The organism is Shewanella algicola, from assembly GCF_014648035.1.
GTDB lineage: Bacteria > Pseudomonadota > Gammaproteobacteria > Enterobacterales > Shewanellaceae > Shewanella > Shewanella algicola.
Map to the genome: position 1 here is coordinate 1 of NZ_BMQI01000018.1, position 14,402 is coordinate 14,402.

The 14,402-nt window shown below is 43.7% G+C and carries 13 protein-coding genes; 6 read left to right on the plus strand and 7 right to left on the minus strand.

Going from position 1 to position 14,402, the window contains the following annotated elements:
* The first annotated feature begins 166 nt into the window (after positions 1-166).
* Positions 167-1,891: a hypothetical protein gene (locus IEY42_RS09410; protein WP_188925002.1), complete on the plus strand. Its 1,725-nt coding sequence runs from the start codon at positions 167-169 to the stop codon at positions 1,889-1,891.
* A gap of 84 nt (positions 1,892-1,975) precedes the next feature.
* On the opposite strand, the gene IEY42_RS09415 is transcribed toward IEY42_RS09410, so the two are convergent.
* Positions 1,976-2,866 carry a phospholipase A gene (locus tag IEY42_RS09415; RefSeq protein WP_188925003.1) on the minus strand — a complete coding sequence of 297 codons (891 nt, stop codon included), beginning with the start codon at positions 2,864-2,866 and terminating at the stop codon, positions 1,976-1,978.
* A gap of 233 nt (positions 2,867-3,099) precedes the next feature.
* Here IEY42_RS09415 and cobA point away from each other — a divergent pair, with 233 nt between their 5' ends.
* The 5 genes from cobA to cysC are packed head-to-tail and all read left to right on the plus strand — an operon-like array spanning position 3,100 to position 8,769.
* Positions 3,100-3,918: a uroporphyrinogen-III C-methyltransferase gene (gene cobA, locus IEY42_RS09420; protein ID WP_188925004.1), complete on the plus strand. Its 819-nt coding sequence runs from the start codon at positions 3,100-3,102 to the stop codon at positions 3,916-3,918.
* A gap of 54 nt (positions 3,919-3,972) precedes the next feature.
* Positions 3,973-4,881: a sulfate adenylyltransferase subunit CysD gene (gene cysD, locus IEY42_RS09425; RefSeq protein WP_188925005.1), complete on the plus strand. Its 909-nt coding sequence runs from the start codon at positions 3,973-3,975 to the stop codon at positions 4,879-4,881.
* Positions 4,882-4,929: 48 nt separating this feature from the next.
* On the plus strand, positions 4,930-6,372 hold the full coding sequence (cysN, locus tag IEY42_RS09430) for a sulfate adenylyltransferase subunit CysN (RefSeq protein WP_188925006.1): 1,443 nt from the start codon (positions 4,930-4,932) through the stop codon (positions 6,370-6,372).
* Positions 6,373-6,375: 3 nt separating this feature from the next.
* Positions 6,376-8,100 carry an SLC13 family permease gene (locus tag IEY42_RS09435; protein ID WP_188925007.1) on the plus strand — a complete coding sequence of 575 codons (1,725 nt, stop codon included), beginning with the start codon at positions 6,376-6,378 and terminating at the stop codon, positions 8,098-8,100.
* A 45-nt stretch (positions 8,101-8,145) separates the two neighbouring features.
* Entirely contained in the window at positions 8,146-8,769 is a 624-nt protein-coding gene (gene cysC, locus IEY42_RS09440; protein WP_160053483.1) for an adenylyl-sulfate kinase, read from the plus strand.
* Positions 8,770-8,839: 70 nt separating this feature from the next.
* On the opposite strand, the gene IEY42_RS09445 is transcribed toward cysC, so the two are convergent.
* The 6 genes from IEY42_RS09445 to yjjX all read right to left on the minus strand — a co-directional run bounded on the left by IEY42_RS09445 (position 8,840) and on the right by yjjX (position 14,171).
* Positions 8,840-10,021 carry a membrane dipeptidase gene (locus IEY42_RS09445; protein ID WP_188925008.1) on the minus strand — a complete coding sequence of 394 codons (1,182 nt, stop codon included), beginning with the start codon at positions 10,019-10,021 and terminating at the stop codon, positions 8,840-8,842.
* Between the two features lie 39 nt (positions 10,022-10,060).
* Positions 10,061-10,522, minus strand: coding sequence for a SufE family protein (locus tag IEY42_RS09450; RefSeq protein WP_188925009.1), 462 nt, complete (start codon positions 10,520-10,522; stop codon positions 10,061-10,063).
* Between the two features lie 37 nt (positions 10,523-10,559).
* On the minus strand, positions 10,560-11,819 hold the full coding sequence (locus IEY42_RS09455; protein WP_188925010.1) for an aminotransferase class V-fold PLP-dependent enzyme: 1,260 nt from the start codon (positions 11,817-11,819) through the stop codon (positions 10,560-10,562).
* A 99-nt stretch (positions 11,820-11,918) separates the two neighbouring features.
* Positions 11,919-12,959 (minus strand): NADP(H)-dependent aldo-keto reductase, encoded by a 1,041-nt coding sequence (locus IEY42_RS09460; RefSeq protein ID WP_188925011.1) that lies wholly within the window; start codon positions 12,957-12,959, stop codon positions 11,919-11,921.
* Positions 12,960-13,102: 143 nt separating this feature from the next.
* The gene (locus IEY42_RS09465) at positions 13,103-13,615 is read right to left on the minus strand and encodes a GNAT family N-acetyltransferase (protein WP_188925012.1); all 513 of its coding nucleotides are present in this window, start codon (positions 13,613-13,615) and stop codon (positions 13,103-13,105) included.
* On the minus strand, positions 13,599-14,171 hold the full coding sequence (gene yjjX, locus IEY42_RS09470) for an inosine/xanthosine triphosphatase (RefSeq protein ID WP_188925013.1): 573 nt from the start codon (positions 14,169-14,171) through the stop codon (positions 13,599-13,601). Before yjjX ends, IEY42_RS09465 begins: the two co-directional genes overlap by 17 nt.
* Between the last annotated feature and the right edge of the window lie 231 nt (positions 14,172-14,402).

The window sequence follows — 14,402 nt, forward strand, 5'->3', positions numbered from 1 at the left end:
AATATGGGAACAACATAAATCAGCCGCTTAGTGAAAGGTATGTGCCTTTGCCTAGACGCTTACAGTTTATCGGTGCAATCGATAATTAGTTTTAGATGTACAACATAATTTTAACGCTAACTCATGTCATGGAAGAGTTAACAACAATATAAATTGGAGTTTATAGATGAACAAAATGGCAATTGCGGCTGTGGTATTGGCTGTCGGTGCAGGTGGATATTTCCTGTCACAACAAGGCGCATCGGTTGTTAAAAATGATCCTATGCTAGATTTTATCCCTGCTGATACCGTGATGTTTTCTGGCCAGCTGGCACCCTTTCCATTAAAAGATTATTTGTACAGTATTGCAGGTAATTACCAAACTAACGGCCTAGATGAAATTCTTCAGCTTGATGCCAGTTCATCTGAACAAGAGCGATTCTTTGTTAGCCTGTACAAGCAGTACATGAATGTATTACCAACCCCTGATGTGTTATTAGCGACCTACGGGCTACCTGACTCGATTAAGAGTTATTTCTATACTCTGGGCGCGCTGCCAGTAATGAAAATACAGTTAAGTAACCCAGATGCGTTTTGGGCTGAGCTTGACCGTGCTGAGCAAGACAGTGGTTTAGCCCATACAACAGGTAGCGTTGGTGAAACAGAATACCGTGCTTATGCATTAACCGACGCCAATGAGCAAGAACAAATAAATCTTGTGTTTGCTGAAAAGCAAGGCTGGTTAACTGTGACGTTAAATACCTCATTTAACCAGGTTGAATTACTTGAAATGGCGCTTGGCGAAAAGCCTGTTGAAAAGCCATTAAGCGACACAACAATGCTGCAAGACATTGCTAAAAGCCATGGCTTTATGCAAGACAACATTAGCTTTGTTAACCACGTTGAATTGGTTAAAGGCTTAACCACAACTGATGGCAATATGCTTGCGAAACAAATTAGCAAAATGGCCGAAACTCAGGGTGAAGATCCTTTTGCTGAGCTTAAAATATCGACTTGCCAAACCGAGTTTGCGGCAATTGCGGCTAATTGGCCTCGTACCGTGATGGGGTTAAATAGTTATTCTATTAGTCGTGAAGAAAGTGACATCGATGCAGCCGTGGTTGTAGAAAGTAATAACCAAGTAATTTTGTCTGCACTGGCTAAAATGCGTGGCTTTATTCCTGCGTTCGATAACAGTGACCACGATAATATTCTATCGATGGCCCTAGGGATGGATGTAAACCAACTTGCTCCAGCGTTAACCGAAGTGTGGAAAGATCTGCAAACCCCAAGTTACCAGTGTGAAGCATTAGCCCAAATGCAAGGCGAGCTAGATGAATTAAACCCTGCAATGTTAGGGATGATGACTGGCATGGCCAATGGTGTTAAAGGCATGAGCGTGACGTTAGCCGATTATAAATTAACCGAGGTTAATGGCGAGCCAAGCTTTGAAAAGTTAGACGCGTTAGTAACGGTGTCGGCTGAAAACCCAATCATGTTAATTGATATGGTGAAACCATTCTTCCCGCCTTTAGCCAACATCGATTTGAAAGATAATGGCGACCCAGTTGATATTACGCCTTTATTGATGCTGCCACCTGAATATGGTGTGAGTGCTAAAATGGCTGTCAAAGGAAATCATTTAGTGGTTTATACCGGTGACAGAGGTACAGAACTTGCTGATGGCTTATTTAAACAAACATTATCAGCCAATGGTTTTTTTGATTTTGCAGTGGATTATCAAAAAATGTTTATGCCATTAGTGGATGTGATTGAAATGAGCGGCGAGCCAATGCCAGAAGAGCTCGAAGCATTAAAAGATTACAATATGCGGTTAAAAATGTCTGTCGACTTTACCGACAAAGGTATTGTGATTGGCTCTAAAGTGAATAGTAGAGCCAGCGCTGAGTAGTGCCCATCTAGTCTTAATAGCTAATAAAAAGGTGACCTAATTAGGTCACCTTTTTTGTCTTTATCCTGGATTAATACGCACGAGTTACAAAATATCGTTTAACGCAATACCAATACCAAAACGTTGATTGTGGTGGTTGTAATCAATAAGGCTTTCACCGTAACCATTAAAATATTGAGTATAGATCCGCAAGTTACCAATAACAGGATAGCTCCAGGTGAACTCAACAGCGCCGCGATTAGGTGACTGTAAGTTATTACGCCATAGCACCGTAAAGCGATGTTCATCAAGACCATATACACCGGTTAACTCAAAGTTACCCATGTACTCGTCAATATCTGGATTATCGTCGCCATCAGCAGCGGTGGGGTTTTCTTTTTCATCTTCAGGAATGCGCCACCACGCTTTTAATCCTAATGCAAAAGGGCCTTTATCGAATACAGCACTACCATAAATGCGGTTCCAACTACGGGATAAATCTGTGGATTGCCCATTAGATTGATGTACAAGACCAAAGCCTAAAAATGAGTTAGTAAAACCGCCAATTTTCCAGTTGTTGTTAAATAGCATAAAGACTTCAGGTTCGTGGTTGGTTTCACGAAACGGCGACGAAGCGTCTTGATTGTAGACTTGCCAGTACGATTGGTTGGTATATGCAAAAAATAAATGGCCGTTATCGCCAAACACGTTGTACCACACCGGAAACTTAAAACTAATTTGAAACTTAGCCTCGAGCTTATCAATATTAATGTCATCGTCGGGATATTTCGCTTCGAACGATGACGGGTTGGTGCTAGTTTGGTAGGTTACTGGGAGTAAATAGTTCGCTTTATGTGGGGTGATCACAAAAGGTTTTTCTGAGGTTGCTAATTCATCTTTAACACGTTCTTCTACTAATGAATCTTCAGCAAAGCTTGAACTGATACTGCCGAGTAACAACAGTGGTATCGCTAGGTAGTATGTGTTTTTTATCATTGCATTATCCATTAGCAAAGTTGTAATTGTAATTATTTGATACACATTGTTATCAATTGTGTTGCTTTTGTCGAATTAAGTTCCAGTTTTAATCTATTGATACGGGGTTGAGTGATAACAAGAGTAAATCATCTTATATATCTTTTGGTTATAAAAACTAACTTTTTACTATTGTATATGGAATATGTAAAACGCTATATTCGAACATAGTAAATTATCTTGAGGTGAGTGTGATGGAATTAGTATCGATGCCAGGGCAAAAAGCCAAAGGCAAAGTATGGTTAGTTGGCGCAGGTCCTGGTGACGTTGAGCTATTAACCCTAAAAGCCTATCGCATTCTTAAAAATGCTGATGCAGTGTTATATGACGCATTAGTGAGCCAGGATATTTTAGATCTGATTCCATCGAGTGCTGAAAAGATTGCCGTAGGCAAACGTGCGGGCAAACACAGCGCCGCTCAAGACGAAATTAATCAGCTGCTTGTCACTAAAGCGTTTACCCGCAAAAATGTGGTGCGTTTAAAAGGTGGCGACCCGTTTATTTTTGGCCGTGGCGGCGAAGAGCTACAAACATTAGTGGCATCAGGCATTGCCTTTGAAGTTGTACCGGGCATTACCGCTGCCAGTGGCACTTCTGCTTATGCCGGTATTCCGCTTACGCACCGTGATTATGCACAAGGTGTCACGTTTATTACCGGACATTGTCAGTTAGCCAGCCGCCCAATGGATTGGCAAGGTTATGCCAATCCTAACAATACGCTAGTGGTTTATATGGGGATTTTAAATGCCAACATTATTAGCGAAGGGCTTATTGGTGCAGGTAGAAGCGCTGACACCCCCGTGGCTATCGTGTCAAAAGCCACCTCATCATCGCAACAGCGCTTTATTGGTAAATTAGGCGAACTTGCCCAGTTAGCGGCTGACCCTGCATTACAAATGCCAGCATTAATGGTTATTGGCGAAGTGGTTGAGCTTGCCGACAGCTTAAACTGGTTTGAACCTAACAAAGAAACGCCAGCAATCGATTTAGATACTACTGCCCACGCGCTGTAGTCACACAATATAACCCCGCTGTGTAAGCAGCATAATAGGTAATGGAGAATTATCATGGCAGGCCGTTCATTAAGCCATTTACAACAACTGGAAGCAGAAAGCATCCAGATCATCCGTGAAGTTGCCGCCGAGTTTGATAACCCTGTCATGATGTATTCGATAGGGAAAGACTCATCGGTGATGCTGCATCTTGCGCGTAAAGCGTTTTATCCAGGCAAAATTCCATTCCCGCTATTACATGTCGATACCGGTTGGAAATTTAAAGAGATGATTCATTTTCGAGATGCTCAGGCAAAAGCGTTTGGGTTTGAATTATTAACTCATACCAACCAAGAGGGTGTTGAGCAAGGTGTTGGACCCTTTACCCATGGTAGTGCCAAACACACTGACATCATGAAAACCCAGTCTTTAAAGCAAGCTTTAAACAAATACGGTTTTGATGCCGCTTTTGGTGGTGCCCGACGCGATGAAGAAAAGTCTCGTGCTAAAGAACGTGTGTATTCATTCCGTGATAAACACCATCGCTGGGACCCTAAAAGCCAACGTCCAGAATTATGGCGCACTTATAACGGCGCGGTAAACAAAGGCGAAAGCATTCGTGTATTCCCATTGTCTAACTGGACTGAGCTGGATATTTGGCAGTATATCTACCAAGAAAACATTGAAATTGTACCGTTATATTTTGCCGCACCTCGCACGGTAGTGAATAAAGGCGGACAGCTCATCATGAAAGATGATGACCGTATGCCTGTAGAAACTGGTGATGTTGAGTCTGTTGAGCGTGTGCGTTTTAGAACCTTAGGTTGCTATCCGTTAACCGCGGCTATGCCATCTGAAGCCGATACGTTAGAGAAAATTATTGAAGAGATGTTGCTTACTCGCTCAAGTGAACGACAAGGCCGTTTAATCGACTCGGACCAAAGTGCGTCGATGGAACACAAGAAACGCCAAGGTTATTTCTAATTAACCCAGCGGGCAACGCCAATAGACCTAATTTGAGTGAGAGAGATAATGGATAAAGCAACAGCAAATACCGACCGCATGGCAGCAGAGATCCAGCTGCACGGCGTAAAAGAATACCTGGCCTTACAACAAAATAAAGGCTTATTACGTTTTTTAACGTGTGGCAGTGTTGATGATGGTAAAAGTACCTTAATTGGACGTTTACTACATGACAGCGCCCAGATTTACGAAGACCAGCTAGCCAGTTTAAAAAATGACAGTGCTAAAATGGGTACCACAGGTGAAGCGATCGATTTAGCGTTATTAGTTGACGGCCTGCAAGCAGAGCGCGAGCAAGGCATTACGATTGATGTAGCTTATCGTTACTTTTCCAGTGAAAAGCGTAAGTTTATTATTTCTGATACGCCTGGCCATGAACAATATACCCGTAACATGGCAACCGGCGCATCGACATGTGACCTAGCCGTTATTTTGGTTGATGCGCGTTACGGCGTTCAAACGCAAACTAAACGTCACGCGTTTATTGCATCTCTTCTTGGTTTGCGCCACTTTGTTGTCGCGGTTAACAAGATGGATCTCGTCGGGTTTGATCAAACGGTGTTTGATAAAATACAGGCTGATTTTGCGGACTTCGTAAAAGACTTCGGTAATTTGGATATTCATTATGTGCCGTTATCAGCGTTAAATGGCGATAACGTGGTTAACCGCAGCACGCAGTGCGATTGGTATCAAGGTGGTACATTGCTCGAGTTACTAGAAACCATCGACACTCAACGTGAACTTAGTGAATTACCGGTGCGTTTTCCTGTGCAATATGTTTTGCGTCCAAACCTTGATTTCCGTGGGTTTTCAGGCACCTTAGCATCTGGTGTACTCAACGTTGGTGATGAAGTTGTCGCGCTACCTTCAGGCAAGCGCAGCAAGATTGAACGCATAGTGACCTTTGATGGTGATTTGCAAGATGCGGTAGCCGGTCAAGCTGTGACTATTACCCTAGAAGATGAAATTGACATCTCTCGTGGTGATTTGTTAGCTAAACCAGACAGCGCACCAGAAATGGCTAACCATATCGTGGCAGACTTAGTGTGGATGGATGAAAAGCCATTACAAATCGGTCAGTTATACGATGTAAAAGTCGCGGGTAAAAAGACTCAAGCAGTTGTCAGTGAAATCGAATACGTTACTGATGTAAATACTCTTGAGCGCAGTGCTGCGACTACGTTGAGCTTAAATACTATCGCAAGAGTTAAGTTAGATTTAACTGAATCGATTGTATTAGATGCATACAGCTTAGTGCGCGACACGGGCGGAATGATCTTAATCGACCGTTTATCAAATGCCACTGTTGCAGCTGTAATGGTAGTGAGTGGTCATCAAGGTGATAAGCAAACCAACACTGAATTTAGTGCATTTGAAATTGAGTTTAATGCGTTAGTTCGAAAGCATTATCCACACTGGAATGCCCGCGATATTAGCGTACTTGGAAAATAATTAATGAGCGAAATATGGTTGTTAGCGATTATCTTGTTAGCACTGGTCGGCGGGCTCCTTGCTGGGCTTGCCACTCCGGCCGCCATGTTTTTTTTCGCTTCATTATTGTGTTACATGCTCGGGTTGGTGGATTTAAGTGTCAGCCTGAGTAGTTTTACCAACAATGGTTTAATTGTTTTAGTGTTGTTGGTGCTTGCCGCCACAGCACTCGAGAAAACCTCTTTGCTTGGTAAGTTAAGTCAGGTTATAGGTAAAGGCTCTTTGTTTTCAACCTTGGCTAAACTCGGTGTTTCAACGGCGTTATTGTCATCATTTACTAATAATACTGCTGTTGTAGCCTCGCTAATTGGTGTTGTGCGTCGTAATCAGGCTCATGCTCCTGCTAAGTTATTACTTCCGCTCAATTATGCTGCCATTCTTGGCGGTACATTAACCTTAATTGGTACCTCAACTAACTTAATTGTTAACTCATTTGTTGAAAACGCGGGTTTAGAACCGTTAGGTTTTTTCGAGTTTTCACAAGTGGGTGCACTGTTGGTGGTGGGTGGATTAACTTTACTGACCATTCTCGCTAACTTTTTACCCGACAGACGCGAAGAGTCAGAAGATGAGGCATTGCCTTATTTACTTGAAGCTCACGTAGCTAAAACTTCCACTTTGGTGGGCAATAGTGTTATCGATAACCGCTTACGTGCACTTAAAAAGCTTTACCTAGTTGAGTTAGAGCGCAGTGGTATTCGCATTTGTCCTGTGCCACCACAAATGGTGTTGCAAGCAGATGATGTATTGCGATTCAGTGGCGCAGTTGAGTCGGTTGAATTATTGCATCAATTTGATGGCTTAGAATGGTTTGGTAAGCAACATGCTAAAGGCCAAAATTTGGTAGAAGCGGTGTTAGCACCATCATCAAGTTTAGTGGGTACGAGCTTAAAAGACTCTCGATTTCGTGAAGTGTTTGACGCTGCGGTCATGGCAATTCGTCGTGGCAATATGCCGTTAAAGGGTGGCCTGGGTGACATCGTATTACAACCTGGAGATGTATTGCTACTAACCCCAGGCGATCGTTTTTCAAAATGCCCCAATTTGACCACAGATTTTGCGGCCATTAGTGGTTTAGATCTCAGTGTTCGATTAGATGAAAAGCGTGGCAACTGGGTGTTAGCCGGTTTTGCCTTAACCATCTTAGCGAGCATTTTTGAAGTACTCCCTTTAGCCAAAGGGTTAGTGTTATTGCTACTTAGTTATGTGGCGATTGGCGCGGTTACCCTAACAGAACTTAAACGACGTTTTCCGCTCGAGTTGGTGGTTATTGTCGGCAGTGCTTTGGGTTTAGCCAACCTAATGGTCACCACAGGCCTCGCAGATCAAATGGCTCAGGGTTTACTCAATGTGTTTAGTGGTTATGGTGTGTTTGCTGCTTTTGTTGGGGTGTATTTTATCACTTTGATTGTCACTGAACTGATCACCAACAATGCTGCTGCGGCGTTAGCATTCCCGGTCGCTTATGCGATAGCCATAAGCTTTGGTGTTGATCCTCGCCCGTTTATTATGGCGGTAGTGTTTGGCGCTAGCGCGAGTTTTATTTCTCCTTACGGTTATCAAACTAATCTAATGGTGTACAACGCGGGTAACTATAGGTTGAGTGATTTTGTGCGTTTAGGTTTGCCGTTATCGATTTTGTATTCCGCCATAGTGTTAATGGCTGTACCGTATTTTTTCCCGTTTTAGTATGAGTTTTCGTGCGGTGTATATTGCCGTAGATCAGGAGCTGTTATGAGCAATATTGTTTGGCATCAACATTCGATAGACCAAGCCGCCCGAGGGGCGCAAAAGGGCCAAAATCCGGTGTTGTTATGGTTTACTGGTTTGTCTGGCTCAGGCAAGTCAACGCTTGCTGGCGCATTAGAGCGAGCGTTATTTGAGCATGGTTTTCATACCTATTTGTTAGACGGTGATAATGTTCGTCACGGCTTATGTAAAGATTTGGGCTTTAGCCTTGAAGACCGTGATGAAAACTTACGTCGTGTAGGCGAAGTGGCTAAATTGATGGTTGATTCAGGCTTAGTGGTACTGTCGGCGTTTATCTCTCCTACGCGTGAAGAGCGTGATCGCGTCCGCGCATTATTTCCTCAAGGTCAATTTGTTGAAGTGCATGTTTCAACGCCATTGAGTGTGTGTGAATCGCGAGATCCTAAAGGGTTATATGCTAAAGCGCGTAAAGGCGAAATTGCTAACTTTACCGGTATTTCATCACCATATGAGGTGCCTGAATCTGCTGAGTTAACCATAGACACCAGCAAAGGCGATCTTGGCACGCAGGTGAATGGTTTATTAGCTTATTTAAAAGCAATCGAAGTGTTAAATCCACCGAGACAAATAGCCGGAGCGGGAATTTAACTAGCTGTGAGCAAATAATTAAAAAAGGGCAGAATAGTAATATTCAGCCCTTTTTTACTTTTAGCAGAGGTTAAATTAACACCTTTTTTAACACTCGTTGCCAGTTACCGCCCATAAAACGATCGCGATCAGATGATTTAAAACGGGCTTTTTTCAGCGCGTCATCAATGCGGCTCATGCGATCGATATGATTAAACTCGGGGATCACTACGTGTTTAGGCTCTACGTCAAAACCGAGTACGTTTCTACTCTGTAAGCTGTGCCACCAGTCGAGATACTCTTTTACCCCTTCGCTGTTATTGTTATTTAACGCTAATAAATTCTCTTGGCCCCGCAGCGGAAAATCGTTGGCTATTGCCACACAATCAACACCACCGATCTTGGCGACATATTCAAGCTGGTCGATGTAGTCTTCTATGGTTGGAGTGGGGTTGTTTGTTAGCCAAAAACTCATCATAAACACTCCAAACACCCCACCCGTGTCGGCTACCGCTCGGATGACTTTATCAGATGAGCAGCGTGCATGATTGACAAAGCGTTTTGCTGCGCCATGACTGAGCACGATGGGCAATTGGCTCGCCTTGGCGGTATCAAGTGCGGTTTGTTCACTTGAGTGGCTAACATCGATAAGCATGTTTCTTTTGTTAAGCTCGGTAATTAGCGTATGACCTGCGGTCGTAAGAGGCTTATTAAGGCCCTGTTTGCCATTATTGTCTAATGCGCCACCCGCAAAACGATTGCCGTAGTGATGGGTAAGCTGTAATACACGTAAGCCCTGCTGATGCAGTGACTCTAGTTGCGGCCAAAGTGGAGGATTACCATTGGCTGAAATGCCATCGGCTTCGACACAATCAGCACCTTGGATTTGAAAGTACACGGCAGTGCGTTGTTGCGCGCGAGCCTTGTCAATATCGGCGCCCGTGAGACCTTGCAAGTATATCTCTGGATTTTCGTTAACGGTTTTGGCTGCTTGTTTAATGCTGTTAATACAGGCTTGATAGGTGCGTTTATAGTTTTTAGTGCCATCGCTTTGCTCAATAGTTTCTATGGCAGAAATATCGGCGATAAAGGCATCAAGTTTCGATGCTTTAACATCATTAATGTCATTGGGTAAAAACGATAAACCGTCGACATATAAGCGTGGGGGTTTGGCAGCCCAGGTTGGCATTGAATAGAGTGGGCTTAATAATGTGGCTGCTCCAAGGCCTTTTATGATGTGGCGGCGTGTTGGGTTGCAGACTTTTAAGGTCATTATTATTCCTTAGTTGAGGCCGATATTAGCGGCACTTTTTTAGGTGACACTCTCTTTGGCGTAACGTTTTATTGCTTCGGCTAATGCATTGAGGCCATTGGTTCGTGACGGACTTAACTGACCACTGAGGCCTAATGTATCGAAGTACTGCTTCACCTCAAATTGACTGATTTGTTCCGTGGTTTTGCCCTGGGTTGCCACAAGTAAAATGGCGATTAATCCTTTGACTATCCGCGCATCGCTGTCAGCGAGGTAAAAGTGTTGGCCGTTGTGTTGATGATGATATAACCAGGCTTGGCTTTCACAACCTTTTACCTGAGCATCAGCTTGCTTGAACTCATCGGCTAATGTGGGTAATTGTTTACCGAGTAGCATGATGTGACGATATTTGTCTTGCCAGTTTTTAGCTTGCTCTATCAGGGTGACTGCCGTTGATAGCTCAGCAGGTAACGAGATAAATAACTGACTTTCTGGTGTATTAGTTGCACTGATTTGGGTCATTAACTGTGTTGTCTCATAAAGCGTGTAAGTTGCCAAGTTATAACAATAACTCTTTTACCGTAATTAACGCATGAATAAATTGATCAATATCTTGCTTATTAGTATAGATGCCAATTGAAGCACGGCAGCAGCCGGCTAAATTAAGATCGCTCATCAGTGGCATGGCACAATGATGGCCGCAGCGAACGGCAACTGCTTGTTGGTCTAGTAATATACCAACATCTTGGTGATGCTCATTAGCTACGTTAAACGCCACAGAGCCAATATTACTCTGCAGTGGATTATCTGCAATACCGTACAGAGTTATGTCACCCAAACTAAGCAGCTGCTGTTGTAAATAAGCCATTAACTGTTGCTCGTGGGCTGCTATTTCTTGGCGCGGTAGGCCCTGTAAAAATGTGATTGCAGCACCTAAGCCTATGACTTCGGCAATGGCGGGTGTGCCCGCTTCAAGCCTGTTTGGCAACTCACCATATTCAGTACGATCAAAGCTAACGGTTTTGATCATCTCGCCGCCAGTGAGCATGGGTGTTAATGCATCTAGTTGTTCAAAGCGACCATATAAAATACCTACACCAGTAGGGCCATACATTTTGTGACCTGAAAACACATAAAAGTCGCAATCTATGTGTTGTACATCAATATCAAGGTGAGCAATAGCTTGGGCGCCATCAACTAAAGTTAATGCCCCGGCATTTTTTGCCTTGGCTATTAAGTCGTTAATGGGGTTTACAGTGCCTAACGCATTAGACACGTGGCATAAGGCAACGAGCTTTGGTTTGCTTTGCAGTAATTGCTCATATGCAGTGATATCAAGCTGCGCATTGGCTGTTAATGAGATAGGTTTAATGATGGCGCCAGTGCGTTTAGCAAGTTCTTGCCAAGGTACAATATTGGCGTGATGGGCTGCTGTATCAATTAAAATAATATCATTGGCTTGTAGCTGCGCAGTTAAGCCGTATGCCACCATATTGATTGCTTCAGTCGTGCCGTGAGTAAAGATAATTTCTTGCGGCTTTGCGGCATTAATAAAGTGGCCAACCTGGTGCCTTACCGCTTCATATTGACTGGTGGCCCGAGCCGATAACTGGTGCGCGGCACGATGAACATTGGCATTGTTGAGCTGATAATACTCATTCATTGCATCAATCACAGCCTGAGGTTTTTGACTGGTTGCGGCGGTGTCTAAATAACATAAAGGATGATCGCCTAGGGTCTGTTTGAGTGCCGGAAATTGATCGCGAATGGCTGGGTGATCAAATGGCGCTTGCGACGGCAATGGGGATATCGACTTCATGAATATGGGGTACTTTATCAAAATAAAAGGCATCAAGATCTTCAGTGATCTTGATGCCTAATGCAAGGTTTTGTCGGCAATTAGCTTAATGCCGCGAGTTTACGGACAAGGAAAACGATACAGTGTTGATAGTTCATTAATCCTAACCATCAACTCAGTCGACAAAGTCACTTTATGGCTGTCGATATTTTGCTTGAGCTGGTGCAGACCTGTTGCGCCGATAATGTTAGAGGCCACAAATTTGCGACTATTAACAAATGCTAAGGCCATTTCTGTAGGGGTTAAGTTAAACTCGCGCGCCAGGTCGATATAGGCCTGAGTCGCCTGTAATGCAACTGGTGTGCTGTTGTAACGAGCAAAACGCTTGTATACCGTTAAGCGTGCGCCTTCCGGCCATTGATCATTTTCATATTTACCCGTCAACATACCAAATGCCAGTGGCGAATAAGCCAGTAATGGTACGTCTTCGCGGTGACTGATTTCAGACATGGCAATCTCGTAACTGCGATTGAGCAAATTATAGGGATTTTGCACACTCACAATTCGCGGTAAATCGTGTTTTTCAGCCAGCTTGAGGTATTTCATAAAGCCCCAAGGGGTTTCGTTCGAAATACCGATATAGCGAACTTTACCTTGTTTAATCACTTCAGCGAGGGCTTCAAGGGTGTCTAAAATAGGTGTGTAATGTTCGTCTTCATCGTGCTCATACATCATCTCGCCAAAGAAATTAGTATTTCGGTCTGGCCAATGCACCTGGTATAAATCGATAGTGTCGATTTGCAAGCGGCTTAGCGAGTCATCTACGGCTTGATGCACATTGCGCCAGTCCAGGGCCATATTGTCGCGAATATAGTCACCTTTAATGCCTGGGGCGGCAATTTTGCTGGCGATAACGAGTTCGTCACGATTACCCTGGGCTTTTAGGTAGCGACCTAAAATACGTTCGGTTTCACCCTGGGTGCTGGCTTGAGGTGGCACAGGATACATTTCGGCGGTATCAATAAAGTTAACGCCCTGGCCAATGGCATAGTCAAGTTGAGCGAAAGCTTGTGCTTGGGTATTTTGTTCACCCCAAGTCATTGTCCCGAGGCAAATTTTACTGACCTCAAGGGTTGAATGTCCAATACGTTGATATTCCATTATCTTCCTCCTATGGAATGTACTTAATTTGAGGCTACCAAGCTTTTGCATCCTTGCAAAGCGCTATCAAACTGTTAGGAGAAGACTGCTTAAAAAATGCTCTAAAGCAACGCGTGCGGGAGATTAATGGAATGCTTTTTAAGCTATAAGTCCATTATCATGGCGATTTCGCAGGCATCGTGACCGGTTTCACCTAAATGCTGACAGTGGTTAAAGCCCAGTTTTTCGTAGAGCGCTAAGGCTTCAACTAACACTGCTGTGGTTTCTAAATACATCGATTGATATTGCTGGTTTTTAGCAAATGCAATGCATTGTTGGGTGAGTTTTTTGGCCATGCCCTGACCACGGATGGTGCGGTTAAAATACATCTTTTGCAGTTCGCACACACCGATATTCCCCGCAAGGGCTGCAACGCCAGCGCCGCCAACGACTTTACCTTGGTATTCAATCACCCAATATTGTGAGCCTTGTGCTTGATACACCTCACTTAAGCAGTCTAGGGTTTTATCTGCCACGCTAAAGCCTTTGTCTGGGGTTAGGCCGTATTCTGCCGACACTTCACGGATAACAGCAGCTATCGCGGCATCATCTTGTGCTGTGAGTGGACGGATTATGGCATCGACGCTGTGGCTTAAAGTGCTAGAGTGTTGAGTCATTAAATAATTCCGCATTAATAAAGGGAGTCATGGCCAGTAACAGCGCCTGAGTATAAATGCTTTCTCGAGTGGCTAAACCTTGGGTCAGCAAGCCAATCGCGCCGCCTTTTTGTTTAATATTTTGGGTGCTAAACATTCGGTCCATCACATGGCCGAGTTCTTCGCCAGCGGCTAGAGCATCATATACGGTCGGCGGTAAGGGTAAGTTGGCGCTACGGCCGACCGATAAAGTGTCATTACTAATAATCGCCATATAAGCAAACGTGGCAGGGCCATGATCGAATTGGTCAACGCCGCCTTCCATTGCCACATAAAAGTCTGCAACTTGTGCCTGTTGTTGACAATAACGAGCACGATTAATGGCGCCTAGTTTAGTTTCGGCTTCGGTCATCGGTTGTTCTGCCACTTGCGAGGGAGCATGCATACCTTGGCAGCGCACAGTGCTATTAGGGTAATACTGCGCAATGGCGTTTTTAGCAGCATTAATTTTTACCGGATTGTTAGAGCCGACAATAATATCGATGCAGTGAAGGTTATCGTGTTGAGTTGTTGTCATAAGTTGTCGTTATTCGTTATTCAATATTCGTTATTCAATATTGAATTTATCGGTTAGTGATATTCACCACTTTGTGCTGTTTTAGGTGATGTTTTAATTTTTTAGCTCACATAATATTTTTACATAATCATTATAAACAGCTATAAAACAATGTCTTACGATTTTGGTATGAAATCTGCTTAGTGATAGCTATCAGGTGAAGATATGTATTAGTCAGTTTGCGACTAAGCT